We start from the raw sequence: 24,065 nt of genomic DNA on the forward strand, positions 1-24,065 counted from the left end.
ACAGAGCATTAAGACGCACTGCCTAATCTGCCGATATCCTTGTGCGATCCAGCCAAATCGCGGCGGATTCGGCAGTGATCGGTGGGGTGGGTTTGACCGCGGGCTTGGGGGCGAAAGGCCTGATCTGGATCGCGGCGACCGCCGTCGCGGTGCTTTTGCCTGTCGCCGTCTATTTCGGCGCCGAAGCCTATGTCGAGCGCGAGCTGCAGGCCCATCTCCAGCGCACCGCCGTGCTGGTGGTCCAGCGCGTCGAAAACGCCATCGACCGTTCGGTGGTGACGTTGAAGGAAGCCGCGCTCAGGCGCGCCAACAGCTGCAATCTGAGGGATCGCGAGGCGCTGCGCGTCCTGGCTTTCGGATCACCGGTCCTGAAGGAAGTCGCGGTGCTGGCGCCGGATGGCGCGGTGCTCTGCAACAATATTGGCGAACTCGTCAGGATCTCGCCGCTGTCGGACCTGTTGCCGACGCGCGATCCGCGCATCTCGCTCGGCTCGGTGGTGGCCTTCGGTTCCGAGGGGCGGGCGCTCCGGGTGGTCTGGCGCGAGCATGAGCGGGCCATCTTCGGCGGACTGGTCGCCGCCGGCCTGTTCGCGCCCTTCCAGGAGGTCAACGGGCAGGGCGACCGGCTCGGGATCGAGGTCAATCTCAGCGAGGGTTCGGCCTTGCTGATCTCCCGCAACGAAGGCCGGAACGGGCCGTTCGACGCCAGGCTCGACAGTGTCTCGCCGCGCTTTCCGGTCAAGATCGCGATCACCGCGTCGCGCGCCGACTGGCGCCAGGCGCGGCTCTGGATCATTGGCCTGGCCACCGCGGCGGCGGCGGTTCTCGGCCTCGTCGTCGGCGCGCTCATCGTGATCGCCGCCCGCCGCGACGCCGACCCCATGGCCGAGATGCAGGACGCGCTCGACAATGGCGAGTTCATTCCGCACTACCAGCCGATCCTCGATATCGACACCGGCCGGATCCTCGGCTGCGAAGTGCTGGTGCGCTGGCGCAAACCCGACGGCAGCATCGTCTCGCCCGGCGCCTTCATCGACCAGGCCGAACGATCCGGCTTCATCTTCCCGCTGACGCTCGCCCTGATGCGCCAGGCCGCCCAGGAACTCGGCCCGACCTATTCGGCCCGCCCCAAGCTGAAATGCGGCTTCAATCTCTGCGCCGCCCATTTCAAGCATGACGGCATCATCACCGATGTCGCCACCATTTTCGGGGCGTCTGCCATCCAGCTCTCGCAGGTGCTGCTCGAGGTCACCGAACGCGACCCGCTCGACGATATCGACACCGCGCGCGCAATCATCGCGCGGTTCCAGGGCATGGGCGTCAAGGTCGCGCTCGACGATGTCGGCACCGGCCATGGCGGCATGAGCTATCTCTTGAAGCTCGGTGTCGACGTCATGAAGATCGACAAGCTGTTCATCGATGCGCTCGGCGCCGAGCGCCAGTCGACCGCCATTGTCGACAGCCTGATCGACCTGGCCGCGCACCTGAACATGGACGTGGTCGCCGAGGGCGTGGAGACCTTCGCCCAGGTCGAGGCCTTGCGCCGCCGCGGCGTCCGCAGCGCGCAAGGGTATGTCTTCGCGCCGCCCCTGCCGGGCTCGTCCTTCATTCAGCTGGTCGAGGCCATGGAGCCCGCCACCACCAGCGAACCACCGAAGCGGATGACCCTGCGGGGGTGATGCACGCTGATCCTCGCCCGCGTCTTCGCGGGAGAGGGTTTACGCGCTGCGCGTTTTGCGTCATCGCCACTCGCCAGCCTCACGCCACCGGCAGTGCGTAACGCATGGAGGCGGCGATGCGGTTCAGCGCGTTGATCGTGGCGATCACCATGGTCAAGGCGCCGACCTCGGCCTCGTCGAACTGTTCGCGGACGGCGGCATAGGCCGCATCGGTGGCGCCGGGCCCGGGCGGGCCGGTGATCGCCTCGGCCCAGGCGAGCGCGGCCCGCTCGCGCGGCGAATGCACGCCGGCTTCCGCCCAGGCCACCAGCAGGTCGAGCTTGGCCGGGGGCACGCCGATCTTGCGCGCGTCGCTCAGGTGGCTGTGCACGCAGTAGGCGCAACCATTGATCTGCGAGGCGCGAATCTTGACCAGTTCGACCAGCGTCGGATCGAGGCCGAGGCCGTTCAGCTCGGCGTTCAGCGTACGCAGCGCGGCATAGGCCTTCGGAACCGCCTTGATGAACTGGGCTTGGGTCAGGCGGGCAGCGGATGCGGACATGACTGGCTCTTTGGACAGGGGTGGAATAGTGTCAGAACACGAACAACATATAAGAGCGCTGATATGATGCACAAGCCTTCGCACCTGATCCCGCCGCCGGATGTCGGCGAAGGCAAGCGTGGCGAGGAGGGCTATCTCGGCTATCTGCTGCGCCAGGCCAATGCCGCGCACCGGTTGCGCATGGAGCGGGCGCTGGGCGAGCTCGACGCCACTCTGCCGCAATTCCTGGTGCTGACCATGCTCGGCGCCTATCCCGGCCTGTCCAATGCCGATCTCGCCCGGCTGGCCATGCTGACGCCGCAGACGCTGAGTGTCATCGTCGCCAATCTGGAACGGGCCGGCGCCATCACGCGCAAGGCCCATGCGGTGCACGGCCGGATCCAGGAGCTCAGCCTGTCGGACGCCGGCAAGGATCTGCTGGCGCGCTGCCGCCTACGCGTCCAGGACACCGAGCAGCGACTGTCGGAGGGCCTGTCGGAGGCGGACGAGCGGATCATCCGCCGCTGGCTGGTGGCGGTTGCGGTCGACCGGCAGGCGGGCAAACGCTGAGGGCCGGTGCGGCCTCAGTTCGCCCGGCCGCGCCTGAGATCGGCCTCGATCCGCAGGCCGGAGCCGCCGCCGAGGCGTGCCCGATAGACCTGCACGTTTTCCATCACGCGCTGCACGTAATTGCGGGTTTCGGTGAACGGGATGCGCTCCACCCAGTCGATCGGATCGACGCGCGGATCGCGTGGATCGCCATAGGCCTGCACCCATTCGCGCACCCGGCCGCGCCCGGCATTATAGGCGGCGAAGGTCATGATGTAGCTGCCGTTGAACTCGGCCACGAGTTCGCCGAGATGGGCCGCCCCGATCCGCGCATTATAGGCGGGATCGGTGATCAGCCGGCCCTGGTCGAAAGCCACGCCATAGGTGCGGGCCGTCGCCCGCGCCGTTGCCGGCATGAGTTGCAGCAGGCCGCGCGCGCCGGCATGGCTGACGGCGCGCGGGTCGAAGGTCGATTCCTGCCGGGCGATGGCAAAGACCACGGCGCGGTCGACCTCCGGCCCGACATGGGCATAGCTGGGAATGCCGATCGTCGGGAAGGCGTGGATGTCGAAGGGCAGGCCGCGATTATTGGCGAGCTTGCCGAGGATCAGCACGCCCTTGGCGTCGTTGTTGCGGGCGGCCACTTCGGCTGCCGCATGCAACTGGCCGGTGTCCATGGCGCGCAGGCCGAGATCGGCCAGAATGGCGCGGGCAAGGTCCTGCTCGCCGAGCTGGTAGAGCATGCGCAGCGCCCGCGCCGACGGGCCGCTGACCGGGGCTGCTTCCGCCGGCCGCCGGATCGGCAGGTCGTTGATGCCGAGCTTGGCGCGCGCCAATTGCCCGTAATAATGCGTTGGATGCCGCGCTGCCGCCTCATAGGCCCGGCGCGCCTCGCCCTGATGGCCCAGGGCTTCCTGGGCGCGGGCCACCCAATAGAAGGCGCGCGACTGCGACATCGGCGTATGCGAGGCGTGGCGCGCGGCTTCGAAATGGCGCAGCGCGGCCGCGGGATCGTTGAGGAAGCGCAGCGCCAGCCAGCCGCAATGGAACTCGGCTTCGACCCGCGCCGAGCCCTCGCGGACCGAATGGGTGGAGGCGACGCGATAGGCGGTGCGGGCGTCACCGGCATCGAGCAGCTTGCGCACCATGACGCGCCGTTCGGTCCACCAGTCCTCGGGACTGCCGAGCAGCGCCGGATCGCGCGGCGCGCCGATCAGGATGGCGGCCGCCTCCTGGGCCCGGTCCTCGCGGCGCAGCCATTGCGCCCGGGCGAACAGATAGGCGGGATCGCGATGCAGCGTTTCCGGGACCTGGGCGAGCAGGGCGCCGCCATTGGATCGCCTTGCGCCAATGGCCAGGAAGGCACGCGCCAGCGCCACCTGGCCGGCGCCGAGGCGCTGCGCCGCGCGCATCGCGGTGCCGTCCTGCGAGGCATGCAGCATGCGGTCGAGCCGGGCCTTGTGGTCGGCGGCGCCGAGCACCGGGCCGAAAGCGGTGAGCAAGGTCTGCTCGGTATCGGCGGAGAGATCGTCGCGGCGCCAGATCTCGCGCGCCAGCCGGTTGCCGCGTTCGGCGTCGCCGCCGCGCTTCAGGGCGATGGCGAGCGCGATCTTGCCCTTGGCCGAGTTCGGCTGGCGGGTGGCATAGAAGGCCCGGACCGTCGCCCCGTCGATATTCTCTTCGAGCAGCGCGCCCTCGGCGCGCAGCCGGATGCGCTGGGCCGCCGGAAAACCCGGATTGGCCTGCAGGAAGGCCGAAAGCCTGGCAAAGCCAACGCCTTCGTTCGATCGGAGAATGGCCCATTCGGCGATGGCCCGCGAGATCGGGTCGGTCAAGGCGTTGCGGCCGGCGGTGGCCTGATCGACCCGGCCAGCCTTGGCCGCCGCGATCACCCGTCCGAGCGCCGCGACATCGACCTGGCCGCCATTGTCGCCTTGCGGACGCCAGGCGCGTTCGGTCTGCGGGATCGACCCGGTGACGGCCGGCGCCGTGGCGCGCGCTTCGATGATCGGCTGCGCGGCGGCCGCCGGCTCGGCGATCGAGGTCTCGCCGTCATTGGCTTCGGACGCGCGCCGTTCCAGCAGGTGCTGGGCAATATCACCGTCGCTGGCCTGGCCCAAGGCCGGGCCGGCAAGCATCAGGACGCCAAGGGCAACGCCGGTCAGAAAGGTGAGACGCGGCAGGAAAACAGCGGTCGGCGCCATGGATCCGTCCTGATACGCAATACTGGACGGCCGCACCGCACAGGCAGAATACGGCCATTGAGTGATCGTTTGTCGTTTGTTTTCCTTGACGAGTGCTGAACGGGACGGGGGGCTTCCGCCGAACCTGGTTAAGCAGCGGTTGACGACAGGCCCGGCGCGGTCAGGTCTGGCCGAGCCCGGTCCAGCCGATCAGCGCCCCGGCGGCGAGCGCCCAGAGCGGGTGGATGCGCGTCTTGAAGGTGACGAAAGCGACCGCGGCGGTGATCGCCGCCAGGACCCATTCATGGTCGGAGGCTTGCGTGATCAAGGCGGCGCTGGCCGACACCAGGCCGGCGGTCATCGGCACCAGCCCGGCCTGTACCGTGGCGCGCCAGGGATTGCCCTTGAAGCGCTGCCACAGGCCCAGGGCGATGCCGGTGACGATCGAGGACGGGCCGAATTTCGCCAGCGAGGTCACCAGCACGCCTTGCCAGCCGGCGACATGCCAGCCGACCAGCGTGACGATCATCATGTTCGGTCCGGGGGCCGCCTGCGCCACCGCGAACATGGCGGAGAATTCGCGTGCCGACATCCAGTGATGGATATCGACGACCTGGCGCTGCATCTCGGGCAGCACGGTATTGCCGCCGCCGAAGGCGAGCAGCGAGAGCTGGGTGAAGATGACCGCAAGGGCGAGCAGAACCGAGGTCATCGCCTGGGCCTCCCGAGATCGGAGGCGCGAAGCCGCATCGCCCAGGTCGCGGCAATGCTCAATGGTGCCAGCGTCAGCATGGTCGGCAGCAGGGGCAGGCGCAGCACCGCGATGGCCATGAAGCAGAGGACCGCGACGACGATGGCTTCCGGCCGGTTGCGCAGCGGCAGGGCGATCTTGATCGCCATGGAGACGAGCAGGCCGGCGGCGGCCGCCGCCAGGCCCGCGAACATGTGCTGGACATGCGGATCGGCGCGCACCTGGTCATAGACCACGCCGAGCCCGACCACGATGGCCGAGGGGAATGCGATCAAGCCGATGATCGATGCCAGAGCGCCCCTGGCGCCATGGAATTTCAGGCCGATCGCCACCGAGAGATTGATGATATTGCCGCCGGGCAGAAACTGGCAGAGCCCGAGAAGATCGGTGAATTCCTCCGCCGTCAGCCATTGGCGCCGTTCGACGATCATGGTGCGGGCGAGCGGCAGGACGCCGCCGAAGCCGGTCAGGCCAAGACCGAGAAAGCCCAGGAACAGCGCGCCGATCGTCGGCGGACCCGGTTGAACCGCGGCTTGAGCTTCGCCTGTCGTCATGGCCATCGTTCCACTGCGCGACCGGCCGGGCCAATGGGCAGGGCTCGGCCCGCCGCCGCTGGTCGCGACCGGATCTGTCGCAATCGGCCTACTTCTCCCGAGGGCTCAGGTCCAATATATGTTTGGAAGCCCTGCCATATCCCTGGGATATGCCAATGATCGATCTGCGCCAGCTCCGCTATTTCATCGCCGTTGCCGAGGAAGGCCATGTCACGCGGGCCGCCGAGCGGCTCGGCATGCAGCAGCCGCCGTTGAGCCAGCAAATCCGCGCCATGGAAGCGGAGATCGGTGTGGTGCTGTTCCATCGGCTGCCGCGCGGCATGCAACTGACCGAAAGCGGCCAGGCTCTGCTCGGCGATGCCCGTTCCATCATCGCCCAGCTCGAACGGGCCCTGGAAACCGCCCGCCGGGTCGCGCGCGGCGAGACCGGCCGGGTCGCCGTCGGCTTCACCAGTTCGGCCGCCTTCCATCCCTTCGTGCTCTCGGCCATCCGCGCCTTCGGCGAGGCCGCGCCTGACGTGTCGCTGCTGCTCGAGGAGGGCGGCACGGTCGAGCTGGTCGAAGCCTTGCGGGCGGAACGGCTCGACGCCGCCTTTGTCCGCGCCCCGGCCGGCGAGGCCGCCGGCATCGTCATCGAGCCGCTGCTGGAGGAGCCGATGCTCGCGGCCTTGCCGTCGCAGCATCATCTGGCGCGGGGCCGGGGCGGCCGGCCGCGCGACAGCATCGCGCTTGCCGATCTCGCCGGCGAGACCTTCATTCTGTACCGGCGCCCGACCGGGCCCGGTCTCTATGACGCGATCATCGCCGCCTGCCGCGCCGCCGGCTTCAGCCCTCGTATCGGCCAGGAAGCACCGCGCATGCCCTCGACCCTCAGCCTGGTCGCCGCGGGCCTCGGCGTCTCGATCATTCCGGCCTCCATGCGCCGGCTGGAGACCGAGGGCATTGCCTATCTCGGCCTGACCGACGCGCCGCAACTGGTCGCGCCGCTGCACCTGGCCTATCGCGCCGGCGCCTTGTCGGCGGCGACCGGGCGCCTGATCGGGCAGGTCAGGGACATGGCCGCAGGCCGCGGCTGAAGCGACGGCGGCGCGCCTCGCCGACCGCTTGCATATGGCATGGTGATGAGAGGGTCACGAAATCCTCATGGGATTTTTATGCGGCGCTTGTGTATCTCTTGGGCTGTTCGTCCGAGTCTTCGAGCCGCTGCCGTCATGCTGAAATACCGCTGCGCTTGACGTCCGGGCCGTCACAAGGCTTTGTGTCCGACCTTTCATGCGTGGCGCTCGGCCGCGTCTTGTCGTTCCAACTCATCCACGTTCGGGAGAACGTTCCATGTCTGCCGCTCTGTTCAAGGGGTCGATGCCCGCGCTCGTCACGCCATTCTCCAATGGCAAGCTCGACGAGAAAGCGTTCCGCGCCCATGTGAACTGGGTGATCGCCGAAGGCTCCCACGGCATCGTGCCGGTCGGCACGACGGGCGAGAGCCCGACGCTGACCCATGATGAGCACAAGCAGGTGATCGTCTGGGCGATCGAGGAAGCGCGTGGCCGGGTGCCGGTCATCGCGGGTGCCGGATCGAACAACACGGTCGATGCCATCGAATTCTCGCAGCACGCCGAAAGGGCCGGCGCGCAGGGGCTGCTGCATGTCACGCCCTATTACAACAAGCCGAACCAGGAAGGGCTCTACCAGCACTTCAAGGCGATCGCCGAATCGACCGCGCTGCCGATCCTGATCTACAACATCCCGCCGCGTTCGGTGATCGACATGACCGTCGAGACCATGGGGCGGCTGGCCCGGATCAAGAACATCGTCGGCGTCAAGGACGCGACCGCCAAGCTCGACCGCGTTTCGGCGCAGCGCGAGGTCTGCGGTGCCGACTTCATCCAGCTCTCGGGCGAGGACGGCACCGCGCTGGCCCATATGGCCCATGGCGGCCATGGCTGTATTTCGGTCACCGCCAATGTCGCGCCGAGGCTCTGCGCCGATTTCCAGAATGCCTGCCTGGCCGGTGACTACAAGACCGCGCTGAAGCTGCAGGACAAGCTGTTCCCGCTGCACCAGGCGCTGTTCGTCGAGCCCAATCCGGCTCCTTCCAAGGCGGCGCTGGCCCTGCTCGGCCGCATGTCGGAGGAGACCCGGCTGCCCATGGTGCCGGTCACCGCGGCCACCAAGGAGACCTTGAAGGCAGCGCTCGTGCATGCCGGCCTGATGAACTGATGGCGCCGAAGCAAGACCCCAATATCAAGCTGATCGCGGACAACCGGCGCGGTCGCTACGACTACGAGATCATGGAGACCTTCGAGGCCGGCCTGTCGCTGACCGGCACCGAGGTGAAGTCGTTGCGCGCCGCCAAGGCGACCATTGCCGAGAGCTATGCCGGCCCGTCGGGCGAAGAATTCTTCCTGTTCAACTGCAATATCCCGGAATATCTGCAGGCCAACCGGTTCAATCACGAGCCGCGCCGGCCGCGCCGCCTGCTGCTGCACAAGAAAGAAATCGCCAAGCTGATCGGCGGGGTCCAGCGCGAAGGCATGACCGTCATTCCGTTGAAGCTCTATTTCAACGAGAAGGGCCGGGCCAAGCTGCAGATCGCGCTCGCCCGCGGCAAGAAGCTGCACGACAAGCGCGAGAGCGAGAAGAAGCGCGACTGGCAGCGCGACCAGGCGCGCATCATGCGCGATCGCGGATAGCCCCGGACCGAAGGGAAAGCCGATGTGGATCAAGCTCGACCATTGCGTGATCCATATCGGCGACTGGGCGACATCCAACGCCTTCTACCGCGACGTGCTCGGCGCCGAGGTGGTGCCGCGCGGGCCGGGCTTCGCCTATCGCTTCGGCGACACCCAGCTGAATTGCCACGGCCCGGGTGTCGAGGCGACACCGGTGGCGCGGCTGCCGGTTCAGCCCGGCAATTCCGATCTCTGTTTCGTCTGGGACGGACCGATCGACGGGGCCATCGCCCATCTTGGCCGTCATGGCGTCCAGGTCGAACTCGGGCCGGTCGCGCGCCATGGCGCCAAGGGGCCCGGGACCAGTGTCTATTTTCGCGACCCGGACGGCTCACTGATGGAATTCATGAGCTATAACAACATATAGCGCTGGCTTCTTCGACAAATTTAGAAGCCGGCGGTGAGGGAGCACCGCCGACGTCCTGCAAGCGTGGCCGACGCCACGGCCGCTGAACTTACGCCATGGCCTTGGTGAAATTCGCGCCGGCCTTGGTCCAGTTCACCGTGTTCCACCAGGTCGTCACGTAGTCCGGGCGCCGGTTCTGGTATTTCAGATAATAGGCGTGTTCCCAGACATCGACGCCGAGCACCACGCCCTTGACGCCGTCCATCAGCGGATTGTCCTGGTTGGGCGTCGAGACCACGGCGAGCTTCTTGTCCTTGTCGACCACCAGCCAGGCCCAGCCCGAGCCGAAGCGGCCGACGGCGGCTGCATTGAACCGCTGGCGGAACTGGCCGAGATCGCCGAAAGCGCCGTTGATGGCGGTGGCCAGTTCGGTGCCCGGTTCCTTGGCCCCGCCCGGCGTCATGATCTCCCAGAAATGCACGTGGTTCCAATGGCCGCCGAGATTGTTGCGGATGCCGGTGCGGATCGCGTCGGGGGCCGCGGCGAGGTCGCGCAGCACGGTCTCGATCGCATCGGGTTTCAAGGCCGGATATTGGCCGGCAAAGGTATTCAGGTTGCCGATGAAGGCGCCGTGGTGGCGCTGGTGATGGATGGTCATGGTCATCGTGTCGATATTCGGCTCCAGGGCGTCATAGCCATAGCCGAGCGGCGGCAGTGCAAAGGGGCCGGCCGCGGCCTGAGCGAAAACCTTGTGGCTCGCGGGGATCGGCAGGATCGCGCCGAGGGCGGCGGCGCCGAAGATCTTGAGAGCGTGACGGCGATGCATGGAAGTCTCCCGTTTTTTTTCAACCCGCCAGCCGGCAGGTGCAGAGGGAACACGGCAAGTGTTTCGAGTGGACGCTTCGCTGGTGATCACGAGCGCGTGATCATCCGCGGCCGGCCCCACGGCGGCAGCCTGATCCGGCAGCGAAACTAACGCAACGGAAATTGCCGTCAGGAGCGGCTCAGATCGAAGATCGTCCAGGGGAACCACGGCCAGAGCGTGTCCGAGGCGACGCCGACCACCAGGGCGGCGAGGATGCCGCCGAAGACCAGCCAGCGACCGAGGATGCCGAGAATCAGCAGGGGCAGGACGAGGCCGAGGAAATAGGCGGTGGCCAGCATGACGCCGATCATTTCAAAGCCGTCGCGGCGCCCGATCGGCATGGCCATCACGCGCGCCGCGGTGGCGAGCCAGAAAAAGGTTCCGATGGCGGCTGCGGCGAAGATCGCGACACGCAGGATGCGCCTGAAGTCGCTGGTCATGGCGATGCACTTTCCCTTGGCCGGCATGAGGGCGCCGGCGAGGCCACGGCCACCCGCCACAGGGCGGGGCCGGCCATGGGTGTCCTGGACCTGGGAAAAGGTTCAAAGCCGCGCCGGGAAAATGGCCCGGTCAGGCCGCGTCGAGATGGCCGCGCACGGCCTGGAACACCGCGCGGAACATGGCCGTCGTCAGCACGCCGGTATTCGTGTTGTAGCGCGAGCAGTGATAGCTATCGAACAGGGTCAGCTGGCCGATCCTGTGGGTTGCGCCATGGCCGAAGCCAACCCGCGACGGCCGTTCGCCGAGCGCCCTGACCACGCTGTCATGACCGATACGGCCGAGCGCCACGATGGCCTGGAGCCGGGGCATGGCGGCAACGGTGGCGCTCAGAAACGGCCGGCAGGTGGCGATCTCTTCGGTCGTCGGCTTGTTTTCCGGCGGCACGCAGCGCACCGCATTGGTGATCCGCGCATCGACCAGCGTCAGGCCGTCATCCGGCCGCTCGTCATAGACGCCGGTGGCGAAGCCGAAATCGATCAGCGTCTCGTAGAGCAGGTCGCCGGCCCAATCGCCGGTGAACGGCCGGCCGGTCTTGTTGGCGCCCTGCAGGCCGGGCGCCAGGCCGACGATCAGCAGGCGTGCATCATCGGTGCCGAAGGACGGCACCGGGGCATTGTGCCAGTCGGGATGGGCGGCGCGCTGCTTGTCGCGGAACCCGACCAGGCGAGGGCAGAGCGGGCAGTCACGCCCGGGGCCAAGCGCTGTCATGGGCTTGTCGATGCTCAGCGGTCGGCGAAGTCGTCGTCCGGCCCGGTCGCGGCCGGATTGGTCGAGGCGACCGGCGGCCGGGGCGGGCGCGGGCGGTCACGGACGAAACCCGGAATGTCCTGGGCGGTCTGGCGCTGGCCGCGCTCGGAGGGATCGCGGCCGACCCGCGGGATCAGATGCGCGAGATCGATGAACTCGTCGGCCTGGCGGCGCAATTCGTCGGCGATCATCGCCGGCTGCACCGACACGGTCGACACCACCGAGACCTTGACGCCGCGGCGCTGCAGCGCCTCGACCAGCGAACGGAAGTCGCCATCGCCGGAGAACAGCACGATATGGTCGACCCGCGGTGCCAGCTCCATGGCATCGACGGCGAGCTCGATGTCCATATTGCCCTTCACCTTCCGGCGCCCCATGGAATCGGTGAATTCCTTGGCCGATTTGGTGATGACCGTGAAGCCGTTATAGTCGAGCCAGTCGATCAGCGGCCGGATCGACGAATATTCCTGATCCTCGATCAGCGCCGTATAATAATAGGCCCGCAGCAAATAACCGCGGCTCTGGAATTCCTTCAGCAGCCGTTTGTAGTCGATATCAAAACCAATGGTCTTGGCGGTCGCATAGAGATTGGCGCCGTCAATGAAGAGCGCAATGCGTTCCTGTCCGAGCGACATGGATCCGGTCCTTCGAGGCAATGCGGCGCGGGGCAGGTGATCCATTGAAAAAGCAAGCCGCGCGTCGGCAAACGGGGTCGTCAACAAACGATGAGGCAAGTTTTAGCCAAATCTGGAATGACTTTAACATGCAGCATACCGCCGACAAGATGGGACTGTCATAATCCACGGCAATAACGAGGAAAATCTTCGGCTTATCCGGCCTGGCGCAGACCGGGCAGGGGCCGCGGACCGGGACGCCGGTCCCGGCGGTCTCCAACATCCGCAATCTCGAGGGTTACGCTGGTGATCGCGACCGATCCGCTACGGCATTTCGTTCTGGCGCAGGACCCGGTCTATCCGCAGGTCCTGGCTGAACTGGGCCAGGCCCGCAAGACCAGCCACTGGATGTGGTTCATCTTCCCGCAGATCGCCGGCCTCGGCTTCAGCCCGATGGCGCAGCGCTTCGCGCTCGCCTCGCGCGCCGAAGCGGAGGCCTATGCCGCCCATCCGGTGCTCGGGCCCCGGCTCACGACCTGCACGGCGCTGGTGACCAGGGCCGAGGGCCGCACCATCCATGAGATCTTCGGCAGTCCCGATGATCTGAAATTCCGCTCCTCGATGACCTTGTTCGCCCATGCGGTGCCGGCCGAACCGCTGTTCGCGCAGGCCCTGGCCAAATATTTCGGCGGAACCCACGACCCGGCGACGCTCGATCGGTTATGAGCCAGCCGCCCTCGGATCCCTCGGTCCGGCATCAACACTTGTATCGGCGGCCCGACACGGCTATACAGCCCAGCTTTCCGGACATCCGCCTCATTGCAAGGCGCCCCCAAAAGGATAACCGATGGCTCGCGTCACCGTCGAAGACTGCATTGAGAAGGTCGACAACCGGTTCGAGCTGGTGCTGCTGTCCAGCCACCGCGCGCGCATGCTCGCCGCCGGCGCACCGCTGACGATCGATCGCGATCGCGACAAGAACCCCGTCGTCGCCCTGCGCGAGATCGCCGATGCGACCGTCTCGCCCGACGATCTGAAGGAAGATCTGATCCACTCGCTGCAGAAATATGTCGAGGTCGACGAGCCGGAGCCGGATGCGGTGCCGATGATCGCTTCGGCCGGCGGCAGCCAGCGCGACGACGATGTCGTGCTCGACCGCATGAGCGAAGAGGACCTGCTGCGCGGGCTCGAAGGCCTGAAGCCGCCGGAAGACACCGACGAAGACGACGGCATGTGAGCCCGGCGCCATATTGGCGAGACGACCCCCGGAGGGCGGCCATTGGCCGCCCTTTTTCGTGTTCGTCGCACGAGCCTCGCAGGCCTGCCCTGATTCCGGCTTTTTTAGACTTTGTCTTGTGAGATCAATGCCGAGGGATGATATCCATATCTGCCGGCGTTCCCGCCGGCTTTCCGACCCGAGGCAAATGTTCACTCCATGATGCGGCAATACGAGCTGGTCGACCGCGTCAAGCGTTACAACCCGAAGGCCGACGAGGCCCTGCTCGATCGGGCTTATGTCTATGCGATGCTGGCGCACGGCAGCCAGAAGCGGGCCTCCGGCGACCCGTATTTTTCGCACCCGCTGGAAGTCGCGGCGATCCTCACCGACCTGAAGCTCGACGACGCCACCATTGTCGCGGCGCTGTTGCACGACACGATCGAGGATACCGCCGCGACGAAAGAGGATATCCGCGAGAAGTTCGGTGAGAACATCGCCGAACTGGTCGACGGCCTGACCAAGCTGAAGAAGCTCGACCTCGTCTCCAAACAGGCGGTGCAGGCGGAGAACCTGCGCAAGCTGCTGCTGGCCATCACCTCCGACGTCAGGGTGCTGCTGGTCAAGCTCGCCGACCGCCTGCACAATATGCGCACGCTGCACTATGTGCCGCCGGCCAAGCGCGACCGAATCGCCCAGGAAACCCTCGACATCTATGCGCCGCTCGCCGGCCGCATGGGCATGCACGACATGCGCGAGGAGCTGGAGGACCTGTCGTTCCGCCAGATCAACCCGGAAGCCCATGCGGCGCTGACCGCCAGGCTCGACCGGCAGCGCGAGGCCAATGCCAAGGCGATCGCCGAGATCGAGACCCAATTGACCGGCAAGCTCTTCGACCAGGGCATATCGGCCGAGGTCTCGGGCCGCGAGAAGAAGCCCTATTCGATCTACCGCAAGATGGAGCGCAAATCGGTCTCCTTCGAGCAGCTGTCCGACATTGTCGGTTTCCGCGTGGTGGTCGAAAGCCTGGCCGATTGTTATCGCGCCATCGGCGTCATCCACACCACCTGGCCGGCCGTGCCGCAGCGCTTCAAGGACTATATCTCGACGCCCAAGGCCAATGACTACCGGTCGATCCACACCACCGTGATCGGCCCGGGCAGCCAGCGCGTCGAGATGCAGATCCGCACCCGCGCCATGCATGACGTGGCCGAATATGGCATTGCCGCCCATGCCCTCTACAAGGACGGCGCCGAGCTCACCAGTTTCGAGAACGAGAGCAAGGCCTATGCCTGGCTGCGCTATACCGTCGAAACCCTGGCTCACGGCTCCAACCCGGAGGAATTCCTCGAGCACACCAAGCTCGAGCTGTTCTCCGACCAGGTCTATTGCTTCACGCCCAAGGGCCGGCTGATCGCGCTGCCGCGCAAGGCGATCTGCATCGACTTCGCTTATGCGGTCCACACCGATATCGGCAACCATTGTTCGCGCGCCCGCATCAACGGCGTCGAGCGGCCGCTGGTCACCGAGCTGCAGAACGGCGACGAGGTCGAGATCATCACCGATCCCAATGCCACGCCGTCGCCGGCCTGGGAGAGCATCGTGGTCACCGGCCGGGCCCGTTCGGCGATCCGGCGCGCGACGCGCGCGGCGACCCGTTCGCAATATCTCGAGCTCGGCCGGCGCATCGTGCAGAACCTGTTCACCCGCGCCGGCAAGCCGTTCTCGGATGAATTGATCAAGCCGGGCCTGAAACGGCTGGCGCGTGCCTCCGTCGAGGACGTCTACTGGGCTGTCGGCCGCGACGAGATCCCGCCGGACGACGTCTTGAAGGCGGTGCACCCGGATTTCAAGGGCCCGGTCCCGCTCGGCCCGAAACCGACCGAGGACTGGTTCGGCGTCGGCGGCGCCAATTCGCTGAAGTTCCAGGTGCCGGAGACCGAAGGGGCGATCCCGATTCGCGGCATCAACTTCGATCTGCCGGTGCGTTTCGCCGCCGATGGCGGCGCGGTGCCGGGCGATCGCATCGTCGGCATCATGACCCCGGGCGAGGGGATCACCATCTATCCGATCCAGTCGCCGGCGCTGGCGGCCTATGACAACGAGCCGGAGCGCTGGCTCGACGTGCGCTGGGACGTCGACGAGAACAAGCCGTCGCGCTATCCCGTGCGCATCGCGGTGAAATCCAGGAACGAGCCGGGGTCGCTCGCCCGCATCACCCAGGTGATCGCCGACAATGACGGCAATATCGACAACCTGCGCATGCACCGCAAGACCGCCGACTACACCGACGTGATGATCGATGTCGAAGTCTGGGACCTGAAACATCTGAACGCCATCATCGGCGGCATCAAGAGCCTGCCGATCGCCGCCGATGCGCTGCGCGTGTTCGAGTGAGGGAGTTCGGTTGGTTCGCCACCGACCGGTCGCCGCGGCCGGTCTTGCCAGCGCCGCCGGGCTGAACGACGGCCGCAATATCACGACGTCACCCCCGGCGAGCGAAGCGAGGGAAGGGGCCAGGGCTTGCAGAGCAGAAACCCGAATGCCGCGAAATCCCTGGGATGAGATCACCTGCGAACTGATTTCATGCGCTGAAAGCGCCGCCAAGTGGCCGCTGGATCCCTTCCCCTCGCTTCGCTCGGCCGGGGATGACGTCGTGCGTCTTGCAGCCAAGCCCGGTGCAAGACACGTCGCGGTGCCAACAGAGGTTGACAGGACTGGCGGTTCGGCGTTGATCCCCGAAGTTCAAACGGAAGCTGAAACGCCCATGACACCCGACGACGTGCTCGCCGAATTCCGCGCCGCGGGCGCTCTTCTCGAAGGCCATTTCATCCTGTCTTCCGGGCGGCGCAGCCCGGTCTTCCTGCAGAAGATGTTCGTGTTCATGGACCCGGAGCGCACAGCCCGGCTCTGCGCGGCGCTGGCCGCCAAGGTGCAGGCGAGCTTCGGCAAGGTCGACTATGTCGTCTCGCCGGCGGTCGGCGGCATCGTGCCGGGTTACGAGACGGCGCGCCAGCTCGGCGCCAAGGCGATCTTCGTCGAGCGCGAGGACGGCCAGTTCAAGCTGCGCCGCGGCTTCGAAATCCCCAAGGGCGCCCGTGTGCTGGTGGTCGAGGATATCGTCACGACGGGCCTTTCGACCCGCGAATGCCTGACCGCGATCGAGGGCCATCCCGGCGTCACGGTCGGCGCGGCGGTGCTGGTCGACCGGTCCGGCGGCAAGGTCGATGTCGGCGTGCCCCTGGTCTCGCTCCTGTCCTGGTTCGTGCCGGATTTCGCCGCCGACGCCCTGCCGCCGGAACTTGCGGCCCTGCCGCCGATCAAGCCCGGCTCGCGCGGCATCCAGGGAGCCAAGGCTTGACCCGGATCGCCCAGGACCTCGCGCCGTCCCGCTCCAGGCTCCTGGTCGGGCTGTTCGTGGTCGTGCTGGGCCTGGTCGTGCTCCTGCCCAATGTCTGGCCGCTGGTGCATTATTGGCGTGCCGACCGCTCCGAGATGGTCACGGCGCGCTGGGTCTCGTCGGTGGTGACCCATTCCGCCCGCGATACGGTATCGGTGCCGGCCTATGTCTTCGAGCGGAAGATCGGCCCCATGGTGCAGGAATGCCGCATCGACCTGCCGCAATACCGGCACGCGCCGGACGGCAAGCCGGTGTTCCAGACGCTGAGCCTGGTCCCGGGCACGACCTGCGACGATGTCGTCGTGCTCGACGATCCGCCGAGGGAGCGCATCCCGCTGGTGATTCTGGGGCTGGTTCTGAGCCTCGGCGGCCTGGTCATGACCGGTCTCGCGCTCAGGAGGCGCTAAAGTGATTCTCGGGATCGGCTCCGACCTGATCGACATCCGGCGCATCGAAAAATCGCTGGAGCGCCACGGCGAGCGCTTTACCCACCGCCTGTTCACCGATCTGGAGCGGGCCCGCGCCGAGGGCCGCATGCATCGCGCCGCCACCTATGCCAAGCGTTTCGCCGCCAAGGAGGCCTGCTCCAAGGCGCTCGGCACAGGCATCCGGCGCGGCGTGTTCTGGCGCGACATGGGGGTGGCCAATCTGGCCTCGGGCAAGCCGACCATGGTGCTGACCAATGGCGCGCTCGACCGGCTGAAGGCGATGACGCCGGCCGGCTATCGTGCCCAGATCGACCTGACCATCACCGACGACTATCCGATGGCGCAGGCGGTCGTGATCATTTCGGCCGTGCCGGAACCGGCGTAAAACGTCCAAGACCCTGTGAAATCTTCATGAATAGCCGTTCATGGACGCGCCACGATATCGTCACCGTCCATTCAGCTGGGGTTCAAAGGGGAACATCTAATCTCCGGAAGCGTTTGATAAGGGAGCTTGAAGTCGAGGCGCGACGCGCCACGGAGCTTCCAGACGAACAAGAAGGGGCATGACAATGCTGACCAATGCTTTCAAATCCCGGGGCCTCAAGTCCCTGGTGGCTGGCCTCGTGATCACTGCGGGTATTGCCGCGACTGTCACGCCGGCTTCCGCCCAGTACCGCCGCCACCATCACCGCGGTGACCGCGGCGCCGCCGTTGGCGCCGGCATCGCGCTCGGCATCATCGGTCTCGCCGCCGGCGCGGCCATCGCATCCGAGAACAGCCGCCGCTACGAGCGCTACGACGACGGTTATTACCCGCGCCGCAGCTATTACGGCGGTGGCGGTTATTACGCCCCGGCTCCGCGCGCCTATTATTACGACGAAGCGCCGCCGCGGGTCTATTACCAGCGTCCGGCCCGTAATTTCTACACGCCGGGCAGCAACATGCATGACTGGGATTGAGGCCGACAGGCTTCTGAACCCGGATCGGAACGAGGCGCGGCCGCAAGGCCGCGCCTTTTTCTTTTGGGTTTGGAGAGGGTGCTCGATCGATCGGACACGGGGGGCGCGCCCGTCGAAAAAGATGACGCGAGCTCAACACATCGTCTTGCCCGGGCTTGTCCCGGGCATCCACGCATTCATCCGTTCGCGGGGCAAGTCGTGGATGGCCGGGACAAGCCCGGCCAAGACGAGAGGGCGGTGCAAGATGCGCTCATCCATTCAAGCTTCATGAGTAACATCAATGCCATACACTTACATTCCTCATCCCAACGCAAAAGCGAGCTTTTGCGCTGGAGGTGCGAGCGAAGCGAGCCTCGACGGACGGCAAACCATGGTGCCGCGCGCTTCAATTCGAGACAATCAGGCCCTAACTGACCAGCGCGAGCGCCAGCGGAATGGTCGCCACCGCCACCAGGGTCTGGACGGTCAGGATCTCGGCCATCAGCGTTGCGTCGCCGCCCATGTGGCGGGCCAGGATATAGGAGCCCGAAGCGGTCGGCATGGCCGCGCAGAGCACCGCCACCTGCAACGGCACCCCGGAGACGCCCAGCGCCATGGCGATGGCGCCGACCATGGTCGGCATCAGCACGAGCTTCAGCGCGCAGCTGAGCCAGGTCAGGGCCCGCGGCCTGAGCGCCGCCTTGACGTCGAGGCCGGCGCCGACCAGCAGCAGGCCGGCACCGAGCGCCGCCGAGCCCAGGATATCGCCGAACCGCATGAGCACCACCGGCACCGGCAGGCCCAGCGCGTTGATCACGATGCCAATGGCCGAGGACCAGATGAACGGATTGGTGACGATCGCCTTCAGCGTCGGACCGAGCACCACCGGCCGGTCCTGGGCATAATGCTGCAGCATGATCACCGCGAGCACGTTCAACAGCGGGATCATCGCGGCGACCGCTATTGCCGTCAGCGTCAGGCCGACGGTCGCGTGCAACGCGCCGGCGGTGGCGATGGCCACGAAGGAATTCCACCGCGTGGCGCCCTGGAACACCGAAGTGAAGGCCGGTCCGTTCATGTCGAACAGCCGGGCGAGCAGCGGCCGCGCCGCCAGCAGCAGGCCGGTCATGATCAGGATCGACCCGATCAGCGCCACGCCGACCTCGATCACCGGCACGGTGGTGAGGTCCGCCTTGGCCAGCGTCATGATGATGACGGCCGGAAAGAAGACGTAGTAGGTCGCCCGCTCCAGGCCGTTCCAGCCGCCGCTGTCCATCAGGCCGCGGGTGCGCAGCAGCGCACCGAGCACGATGATCAGGAAGACCGGGGCGAGGCTTGAGATGATCGGGGACATGATGCGGCAGGCCGTGGCGGGAGGCGACTTGCATCACGCCGGGGCGGGCAGGGCAAGTGCCATCGGCGCATGGCGGTGCCCGCGGCTGGCGCCTGCCGGCAAAGGAGGCTCCGGTCTCGCCAGCGCCCTGCCGCTGTCGTTATGCTGCGGCCGTCCCTTGCCGCGGTGCCATGCTCTATTTCGCCTACGGGTCCAACATGCATGAGGCCGACATGGCGCGCCGCTGCCCCGGCGCCCGTGTGTGCGGCGTGGCGCGCCTCGACCACCACCTGATCTTTATCAACAGCGAAGGCTATGTGGCGGTCGGCGGCACGCCCGGCCGGTCGGTCCACGGTGTCGTCTGGCGCCTGACGGCCCGCCACGTCGCCGTGCTCGACCGCTACGAATGCGTCGACCGGGGCCTCTATCGAAAGCGCATGCTGCCGGTGCGCCTGAACGGGCAGACCGTGATGGCCCTGGTCTATGCCGCAGGCGCGATCGCCGAGGGCCAGCGCCCGCTCAGCGACCATTTCCGTCGCGCGGTCAGGGCTTCGGCACTCGCCTGGAACCTGCCGCCGGTCTATATCGCCCGTCTGGACCGCCTCGCGCGGAACGGTTTTCGCAGGTGAGTCCCGGCTTTCGCCGCCGGGGCCCGGTTTTCGAGGTTGAGGCCTGACATGAGCATGCTTGCCCATCTTCTCTCGCGCTTCGTCAAGAACGGCCGCCTGACCGTTCTGCATCACGATGGCGGGCGCGAGAGCTTCGGCTCCGGCACCGGCGGGCCGGATGTGACGGTGAAGCTGCATGACGCCAAGGTGCAGCGCGAGCTGTTCTTCAACCCGGAACTGGCCTCGGCCGAAGCCTATATGGATGGCCGCCTGACGATCGAGAACGGCGGCAAGGTGCTGGACCTTCTGACCCTGTTCTCGGTCAACCGGACGGGCTTGGGCTCGCATCCGGTGCAGCAGGCCCTGCGCAAGGTCTGGCGCGCGCTGAAGCGCCGGCACCAGGCCAACAAGGTCGGCCAGGCCGCCGCCAATGTGTCGAGCCACTACGACCATCCCAGGGCCTTCTACGAGCTCTGGCTGGACGAGACCATGAGCTATTCCTGCGCCTATTTCGAGCGGCCGGACGTCTCGCTGAGGGATGCGCAGGTCGCCAAGATGCGCCATATCGCGGCCAAGCTGCGGCTCGAACCGGGCATGACGGTCGCCGAGATCGGCTCCGGCTGGGGCGGGCTTGCGACCTATCTCGCCGCCGTCTGCGACGTGCACGTCACGGCCATCAACGTCTCGCCGGATCAGCTGGCGGCGTCCAAGGACCGGGTCGAGAAGGCCGGCATCGCCGACCGCGTCACCTTCTTCGAAAAGGACTATCGCGAGCTCACCGGCCGCTTCGACCGGGTCGTCTCGGTCGGCATGATGGAACATGTCGGCGTCAGCCATTTCGACGACTATTTCTCGACCGTGAAACGCCTCCTGAACGATGGCGGCTATGCCATGATCCACGCCATCGGCCGGATGTCGCCGCCCGGCACAACGGCGCCCTTCATCCGCAAATACATCTTCCCCGGCGGTTATGTTCCGGCGCTCTCGGAGGTCTTCGCCTCGACCGAACGGACCGGGCTCTGGGTCGACGACTGCGAAGTGCTGCGGCTGCATTATTATTGGACCATCAAGGCCTGGCGCGAGAATTTCGAGGCCGTGCGCGACCAGGTGGTCGCCATGCAGGGCGAGCGTTTCGCGCGCATGTGGGAATTCTACCTGGCTGCCGTCGAGCTCGGCTTCCTGCACGGCTCCAACATGGTCTACCAGCTGCTGCTGTCGGACACGCGCGACGCGGTGCCGGTGCAGCGCGATTTCATCACGGCGGCGGAAGCCGCGCTGAAGCCCCGCGAAACGAGGCTGCCATGGTCGTCCACCTGATCATTTCCGGCCGCGTCCAGGGCGTCGGTTATCGCCAGTGGCTGAGCCGCCACGCCGCGGCGCGCGGTGTCCAGGGCTGGGTGCGCAATCGCCGCGACGAGACCGTCGAGGCGGTGCTGTCAGGCGACGAGGCCGCGGTCGAAGCCACCATCAACGAGGCGATGAACGGCCCGCTCGGCGCCAAGGTCGACCGCATCGACCGGCGCGAGGTGGCGGAGGCCGACGCCAAAGGGCTTACCCAGGGTTTCGATATCCGCCCGACGCTCTGAACGAGCGCCGGCCTCGACCCTCCCGCGTCTTCGCGGGAGAGGGTTTACGCGCGCGGGGCGTTTCGCTTCAGTCGCCATTCGCCCCACCAAACCGTCACCGAGGCTGCAAGAGTGCGCCTCGAAGCTGCGGCTCAGCAGCGTGTCGACCGCTTCCACGGTCACCGGCAGGCGGAGAGCAACGACGCTGGAGCCGTTCTCGGAAGCACGCGGGGAGTGCGCGATTTGCGCGCGCAAAGGTAGCAACTCCGTGTTATGTGCTACGGAAGAGTTCTCCGATACTCTTGAGCGACAGATGATCCGGAAGAGCCTTTCGTGCTTGGTCTTCGGCATTGGCGGCGCGGTGCTCCTGGCAGAGAGCTCCCCAAGCGCACTCGGGGTTGCGGCAATCGCCGGCAGCCTCATGACTGGCGCCGCAGGAAACTTCCTGCATGAGATCGCCGACAAGACAGACCGACGGCTGCTGACCGCGATCTTTCGACGGCGCCCGGAGATTAACGAGAACAACCACATTCTCCTGGCCTTGAGGCAAGCGCACCTCCTGGCGCTCGATCGCGTGTTGACGCGCTATGATTCGGCTTGGCGCGACGATCGCGACGCTTCACGCAGCGCCAAGGCAGAACGGTTCTCCCGAGAGGCCCGCCGGTTTCTGAAGGAAGCCAAGCTCGAAGCCAAGACAGGCGCTGGCGCGCTGACCGACCTCGAACGCACGGTGTTTGCGGAGCTTCCGGCGGCGTTCAACGCGGCATTCGCCGCAGGCGGCAAAAAGTCCCCGGAAGCAGCGCTGGTTGACGCACAAGAGTTGCGCAAAGACGCCGAGGCAGCGGTCCTCGCCGAACTTCTCATGGAGACCGGAACCGACGATGGCGAGCTGCCACCGCTTTTCCGCAGCATATTCATTGGCGTGCAGGGCGATGGCTGGTTCGATATTTTCGTGCACGGCGGGGTCGCGAGCCTGAGGGAAAACAAGGCGTTTCATGCAATCTGGACGGCCGAAAGGCTTGCCGGGATCTCTCAGCAGACCGACAAACTGCTTACGACCGTCGAACAGGCCTCGATCGATGCCGAAAGACGGCACCAGGAAGCCGAGCGACGTGGCGAGCGTATTGAAGGCAAGATTGATGTCATCCTGGCAAACACCGGAGGAGAGGCGAGCGTCATAGGCGGGGCGGCATCGAGAGCCTCATCCGTCGGCCGATCGTCAGACCCACTGATGGCATACGAGCCGTCGCCCACGGCGACGAGGGCGGCCAGGTCACCTTCGCGTCGCGTGGCTGCGGAGCCCGGGCAGGTGGACCGTGTCGGCCGGTCCCCCGCGGTGATGCTTCTCGGCCTTCTCGTCATTGGCGCGCTGACCGGTGTCGGGCTGTCCTGGCAGCACATCGTGCCCCTCTTGGCCTCCGCGCCGGCGATCGCGGCCAACCCGTGTGACTTCTTGGCCAAGGCTCCCTGGGACAAGGACAGTCCCTATAGCGGCCCCGCGCGCCATGACCTCCCATTGCAGGAAGTGGCAAGCGACGCGCTCAGCGCGTGCCGGGACGCCCATGCCAAATATCCCAATGAGGCACGCTTTCAGTATCAACTTGGACGCGCCTTGCGCGCCCGGGCCAATTCGGGGCGCTCGCCGGACGCCAAACGCGACCTCGAAGAGATGCACAGCTTCGTGTCCGCCGCATTCAACAAGAACTATCCGGCAGCGCGTCTTGATTACGCCTATAATCTGATCCGGGGCCTGGGCGTAGGCAAGAATCCGGAGCAAGGGTGGCGCGTGCTCCTCCAGCAGTTGCGTCCGGATGCCGATCCCTCGTCGTGGGACGCGTGGTCCGCAAGCGAGGCCTGCGCCCATCTTTTCGAGGGCTTCGCAACACCACCGGGCGTTCCGGAAGGGCAGCGGAACGCGCTGGCATTCAGGTATTGCGACGCATCCTTCAAGAAGGATCGCAACCCCTGGGCCGCGAGCTATTTGTCGGTCATGTATTTTCGGGGCCAGGGCGTCACGGCCAACCCTGAGCAGGCGTTCACCTATGCCGCGCTTGCCGAGCCAACGCGGATTCCGGGCGCTCTACATGATCTCGGCTGGTTCTATCAAGAAGGCGCCGGCGGGGCCGGGCAATCAATGTCGACCGGGCAGCGCCTCAAGCGAGCGACGGAGTTGTTCCTGGAAGCGACCAAAGTGCACGAACGCCAAACGGGGCGCTACTATACCAAATCCGATAATCAGTTGTGCTTCATCTATTTTGGTGTCCTGAGGGAAGGCGCTGCTTTCGAAGATGAAATTAGTCCGATTTCCAGTCAGGACATCATCAATATCTGCCGAAGGGCAGAGGAGGCGGGTTGTCCGTCGGGTTTCTATGCGTTCGCCAGAATGTATTCGACCGGCAGCTATTCAGCGGTCGGGATTCCCAAGGACGGAAACGTGGCGACGGCATATCAGGGCCGGTTCGAGCGCGCCAAAGCACAACGGCCGAACAGTTGCTTGTGACCAAGTCCGGCCGGCATCGCCTTGATGGCGCACCGC

The 24,065-nt window shown here is 66.3% G+C and carries 26 protein-coding genes; 17 read left to right on the forward strand and 9 right to left on the reverse strand.

The features are described from left to right. Window positions 1-86 precede the first annotated feature (86 nt). Window positions 87-1,679 carry an EAL domain-containing protein gene (locus tag E8M01_RS29940; RefSeq protein ID WP_136963501.1) on the forward strand — a complete coding sequence of 531 codons (1,593 nt, stop codon included), beginning with the start codon at window positions 87-89 and terminating at the stop codon, window positions 1,677-1,679. A gap of 79 nt (window positions 1,680-1,758) precedes the next feature. Here E8M01_RS29940 and E8M01_RS29945 read toward each other — a convergent pair whose 3' ends face one another. Beyond that, on the reverse strand, window positions 1,759-2,220 hold the full coding sequence (locus tag E8M01_RS29945; protein ID WP_136963502.1) for a carboxymuconolactone decarboxylase family protein: 462 nt from the start codon (window positions 2,218-2,220) through the stop codon (window positions 1,759-1,761). A gap of 66 nt (window positions 2,221-2,286) precedes the next feature. On the opposite strand from E8M01_RS29945, the gene E8M01_RS29950 reads away from it, so the two are divergent. Further along, a complete protein-coding gene (locus tag E8M01_RS29950) occupies window positions 2,287-2,769 on the forward strand; it encodes a MarR family winged helix-turn-helix transcriptional regulator (protein WP_211596753.1) in 483 nt (160 codons plus the stop codon). Window positions 2,770-2,783: 14 nt separating this feature from the next. Here the strand turns inward: E8M01_RS29950 and E8M01_RS29955 are convergent, their stop codons facing one another. From E8M01_RS29955 to E8M01_RS29965, 3 genes are all read right to left on the reverse strand, one after another. Then, window positions 2,784-4,952 carry a lytic transglycosylase domain-containing protein gene (locus E8M01_RS29955; protein ID WP_136963504.1) on the reverse strand — a complete coding sequence of 723 codons (2,169 nt, stop codon included), beginning with the start codon at window positions 4,950-4,952 and terminating at the stop codon, window positions 2,784-2,786. A gap of 160 nt (window positions 4,953-5,112) precedes the next feature. After that, a complete protein-coding gene (locus tag E8M01_RS29960; protein WP_136963505.1) occupies window positions 5,113-5,643 on the reverse strand; it encodes a chromate transporter in 531 nt (176 codons plus the stop codon). After that, window positions 5,640-6,236, reverse strand: coding sequence for a chromate transporter (locus E8M01_RS29965; protein WP_136963506.1), 597 nt, complete (start codon window positions 6,234-6,236; stop codon window positions 5,640-5,642). The genes E8M01_RS29960 and E8M01_RS29965 overlap by 4 nt, the downstream gene beginning before the upstream one ends. A 158-nt stretch (window positions 6,237-6,394) precedes the next feature. Between E8M01_RS29965 and E8M01_RS29970 the strand changes: the two genes are divergently transcribed. The 4 genes from E8M01_RS29970 to E8M01_RS29985 all read left to right on the forward strand — a co-directional run bounded on the left by E8M01_RS29970 (window position 6,395) and on the right by E8M01_RS29985 (window position 9,335). After that, on the forward strand, window positions 6,395-7,312 hold the full coding sequence (locus tag E8M01_RS29970; RefSeq protein ID WP_215908963.1) for a LysR family transcriptional regulator: 918 nt from the start codon (window positions 6,395-6,397) through the stop codon (window positions 7,310-7,312). Window positions 7,313-7,568: 256 nt separating this feature from the next. Beyond that, window positions 7,569-8,456 (forward strand): 4-hydroxy-tetrahydrodipicolinate synthase, encoded by an 888-nt coding sequence (gene dapA / locus E8M01_RS29975; protein ID WP_136963508.1) that lies wholly within the window; start codon window positions 7,569-7,571, stop codon window positions 8,454-8,456. Then, window positions 8,456-8,929: an SsrA-binding protein SmpB gene (gene smpB, locus E8M01_RS29980; protein WP_136963509.1), complete on the forward strand. Its 474-nt coding sequence runs from the start codon at window positions 8,456-8,458 to the stop codon at window positions 8,927-8,929. The genes dapA and smpB overlap by 1 nt, the downstream gene beginning before the upstream one ends. Before the next feature lie 22 nt (window positions 8,930-8,951). Continuing rightward, window positions 8,952-9,335, forward strand: a complete 384-nt coding sequence (locus E8M01_RS29985) for a VOC family protein (protein WP_136963510.1) — start codon at window positions 8,952-8,954, stop codon at window positions 9,333-9,335. Window positions 9,336-9,423: 88 nt separating this feature from the next. Here E8M01_RS29985 and E8M01_RS29990 read toward each other — a convergent pair whose 3' ends face one another. From E8M01_RS29990 to E8M01_RS30005, 4 genes are all read right to left on the reverse strand, one after another. After that, on the reverse strand, window positions 9,424-10,140 hold the full coding sequence (locus tag E8M01_RS29990; protein ID WP_136963511.1) for a superoxide dismutase: 717 nt from the start codon (window positions 10,138-10,140) through the stop codon (window positions 9,424-9,426). 167 nt (window positions 10,141-10,307) lie between these two features. Continuing rightward, window positions 10,308-10,619, reverse strand: a complete 312-nt coding sequence (locus tag E8M01_RS29995; protein ID WP_136963512.1) for a hypothetical protein — start codon at window positions 10,617-10,619, stop codon at window positions 10,308-10,310. A 130-nt stretch (window positions 10,620-10,749) separates the two neighbouring features. After that, complete coding sequence (locus E8M01_RS30000; RefSeq protein WP_136963513.1) at window positions 10,750-11,388, reverse strand: uracil-DNA glycosylase; 639 nt, start codon at window positions 11,386-11,388, stop codon at window positions 10,750-10,752. Between the two features lie 14 nt (window positions 11,389-11,402). After that, complete coding sequence (locus tag E8M01_RS30005) at window positions 11,403-12,062, reverse strand: LabA-like NYN domain-containing protein (RefSeq protein WP_136963514.1); 660 nt, start codon at window positions 12,060-12,062, stop codon at window positions 11,403-11,405. Between the two features lie 285 nt (window positions 12,063-12,347). On the opposite strand from E8M01_RS30005, the gene E8M01_RS30010 reads away from it, so the two are divergent. The 7 genes from E8M01_RS30010 (at window position 12,348) to E8M01_RS30040 (ending at window position 18,044) form a co-directional block, all read left to right on the forward strand. Next, the gene (locus E8M01_RS30010) at window positions 12,348-12,767 is read left to right on the forward strand and encodes a DUF1810 domain-containing protein (protein WP_136963515.1); all 420 of its coding nucleotides are present in this window, start codon (window positions 12,348-12,350) and stop codon (window positions 12,765-12,767) included. A 121-nt stretch (window positions 12,768-12,888) separates the two neighbouring features. Continuing rightward, entirely contained in the window at window positions 12,889-13,278 is a 390-nt protein-coding gene (gene rpoZ, locus E8M01_RS30015) for a DNA-directed RNA polymerase subunit omega (protein WP_136963516.1), read from the forward strand. Window positions 13,279-13,476: 198 nt separating this feature from the next. Then, window positions 13,477-15,654 (forward strand): RelA/SpoT family protein, encoded by a 2,178-nt coding sequence (locus E8M01_RS30020; protein ID WP_136963517.1) that lies wholly within the window; start codon window positions 13,477-13,479, stop codon window positions 15,652-15,654. Window positions 15,655-16,024: 370 nt separating this feature from the next. Next, entirely contained in the window at window positions 16,025-16,618 is a 594-nt protein-coding gene (pyrE, locus tag E8M01_RS30025; RefSeq protein ID WP_136963518.1) for an orotate phosphoribosyltransferase, read from the forward strand. Then, window positions 16,615-17,064, forward strand: coding sequence for a hypothetical protein (locus E8M01_RS30030; protein WP_136963519.1), 450 nt, complete (start codon window positions 16,615-16,617; stop codon window positions 17,062-17,064). The genes pyrE and E8M01_RS30030 overlap by 4 nt, the downstream gene beginning before the upstream one ends. Window position 17,065: 1 nt before the next feature. Further along, complete coding sequence (gene acpS, locus E8M01_RS30035) at window positions 17,066-17,470, forward strand: holo-ACP synthase (protein WP_136963520.1); 405 nt, start codon at window positions 17,066-17,068, stop codon at window positions 17,468-17,470. 184 nt (window positions 17,471-17,654) lie between these two features. Further along, entirely contained in the window at window positions 17,655-18,044 is a 390-nt protein-coding gene (locus tag E8M01_RS30040; RefSeq protein ID WP_211596675.1) for a hypothetical protein, read from the forward strand. A 406-nt stretch (window positions 18,045-18,450) separates the two neighbouring features. Here the strand turns inward: E8M01_RS30040 and E8M01_RS30045 are convergent, their stop codons facing one another. Further along, the gene (locus tag E8M01_RS30045; RefSeq protein ID WP_136963521.1) at window positions 18,451-19,377 is read right to left on the reverse strand and encodes an AEC family transporter; all 927 of its coding nucleotides are present in this window, start codon (window positions 19,375-19,377) and stop codon (window positions 18,451-18,453) included. A 170-nt stretch (window positions 19,378-19,547) separates the two neighbouring features. Here E8M01_RS30045 and E8M01_RS30050 point away from each other — a divergent pair, with 170 nt between their 5' ends. The 4 genes from E8M01_RS30050 (at window position 19,548) to E8M01_RS30065 (ending at window position 24,029) form a co-directional block, all read left to right on the forward strand. After that, window positions 19,548-19,985: a gamma-glutamylcyclotransferase family protein gene (locus tag E8M01_RS30050; protein ID WP_136963522.1), complete on the forward strand. Its 438-nt coding sequence runs from the start codon at window positions 19,548-19,550 to the stop codon at window positions 19,983-19,985. Between the two features lie 48 nt (window positions 19,986-20,033). Continuing rightward, on the forward strand, window positions 20,034-21,281 hold the full coding sequence (locus tag E8M01_RS30055) for an SAM-dependent methyltransferase (RefSeq protein ID WP_136963523.1): 1,248 nt from the start codon (window positions 20,034-20,036) through the stop codon (window positions 21,279-21,281). Beyond that, window positions 21,266-21,550: an acylphosphatase gene (locus E8M01_RS30060; protein ID WP_136963524.1), complete on the forward strand. Its 285-nt coding sequence runs from the start codon at window positions 21,266-21,268 to the stop codon at window positions 21,548-21,550. Before E8M01_RS30055 ends, E8M01_RS30060 begins: the two co-directional genes overlap by 16 nt. 292 nt (window positions 21,551-21,842) lie before the next feature. After that, the gene (locus E8M01_RS30065) at window positions 21,843-24,029 is read left to right on the forward strand and encodes an SEL1-like repeat protein (RefSeq protein ID WP_136963525.1); all 2,187 of its coding nucleotides are present in this window, start codon (window positions 21,843-21,845) and stop codon (window positions 24,027-24,029) included. Window positions 24,030-24,065: the final 36 nt, after the last annotated feature.

The organism is Phreatobacter stygius (assembly GCF_005144885.1).
Taxonomy (GTDB): domain Bacteria; phylum Pseudomonadota; class Alphaproteobacteria; order Rhizobiales; family Phreatobacteraceae; genus Phreatobacter; species Phreatobacter stygius.

Bases quoted from the DNA above. Each gene is read 5' to 3' on its own strand.
- E8M01_RS30060 (WP_136963524.1), top strand. From the start codon at position 21,266: ATGGTCGTCCACCTGATCATTTCCGGCCGCGTCCAGGGCGTCGGTTAT.
- E8M01_RS30000 (WP_136963513.1), bottom strand. From the start codon at position 11,388: ATGACAGCGCTTGGCCCCGGGCGTGACTGCCCGCTCTGCCCTCGCCTG.
- E8M01_RS29945 (WP_136963502.1), bottom strand. From the start codon at position 2,220: ATGTCCGCATCCGCTGCCCGCCTGACCCAAGCCCAGTTCATCAAGGCG.
- E8M01_RS29990 (WP_136963511.1), bottom strand. From the start codon at position 10,140: ATGCATCGCCGTCACGCTCTCAAGATCTTCGGCGCCGCCGCCCTCGGC.
- E8M01_RS29985 (WP_136963510.1), top strand. From the start codon at position 8,952: ATGTGGATCAAGCTCGACCATTGCGTGATCCATATCGGCGACTGGGCG.
- E8M01_RS29955 (WP_136963504.1), bottom strand. From the start codon at position 4,952: ATGGCGCCGACCGCTGTTTTCCTGCCGCGTCTCACCTTTCTGACCGGC.
- E8M01_RS30005 (WP_136963514.1), bottom strand. From the start codon at position 12,062: ATGTCGCTCGGACAGGAACGCATTGCGCTCTTCATTGACGGCGCCAAT.
- dapA (WP_136963508.1), top strand. From the start codon at position 7,569: ATGTCTGCCGCTCTGTTCAAGGGGTCGATGCCCGCGCTCGTCACGCCA.
- E8M01_RS29995 (WP_136963512.1), bottom strand. From the start codon at position 10,619: ATGACCAGCGACTTCAGGCGCATCCTGCGTGTCGCGATCTTCGCCGCA.
- E8M01_RS29950 (WP_211596753.1), top strand. From the start codon at position 2,287: ATGCACAAGCCTTCGCACCTGATCCCGCCGCCGGATGTCGGCGAAGGC.
- E8M01_RS29960 (WP_136963505.1), bottom strand. From the start codon at position 5,643: ATGACCTCGGTTCTGCTCGCCCTTGCGGTCATCTTCACCCAGCTCTCG.
- pyrE (WP_136963518.1), top strand. From the start codon at position 16,025: ATGACACCCGACGACGTGCTCGCCGAATTCCGCGCCGCGGGCGCTCTT.
- E8M01_RS30065 (WP_136963525.1), top strand. From the start codon at position 21,843: ATGATCCGGAAGAGCCTTTCGTGCTTGGTCTTCGGCATTGGCGGCGCG.
- E8M01_RS30040 (WP_211596675.1), top strand. From the start codon at position 17,655: ATGCTGACCAATGCTTTCAAATCCCGGGGCCTCAAGTCCCTGGTGGCT.
- E8M01_RS30050 (WP_136963522.1), top strand. From the start codon at position 19,548: ATGCTCTATTTCGCCTACGGGTCCAACATGCATGAGGCCGACATGGCG.
- E8M01_RS30045 (WP_136963521.1), bottom strand. From the start codon at position 19,377: ATGTCCCCGATCATCTCAAGCCTCGCCCCGGTCTTCCTGATCATCGTG.
- E8M01_RS30020 (WP_136963517.1), top strand. From the start codon at position 13,477: ATGATGCGGCAATACGAGCTGGTCGACCGCGTCAAGCGTTACAACCCG.
- E8M01_RS29965 (WP_136963506.1), bottom strand. From the start codon at position 6,236: ATGACGACAGGCGAAGCTCAAGCCGCGGTTCAACCGGGTCCGCCGACG.
- smpB (WP_136963509.1), top strand. From the start codon at position 8,456: ATGGCGCCGAAGCAAGACCCCAATATCAAGCTGATCGCGGACAACCGG.
- rpoZ (WP_136963516.1), top strand. From the start codon at position 12,889: ATGGCTCGCGTCACCGTCGAAGACTGCATTGAGAAGGTCGACAACCGG.
- E8M01_RS30055 (WP_136963523.1), top strand. From the start codon at position 20,034: ATGAGCATGCTTGCCCATCTTCTCTCGCGCTTCGTCAAGAACGGCCGC.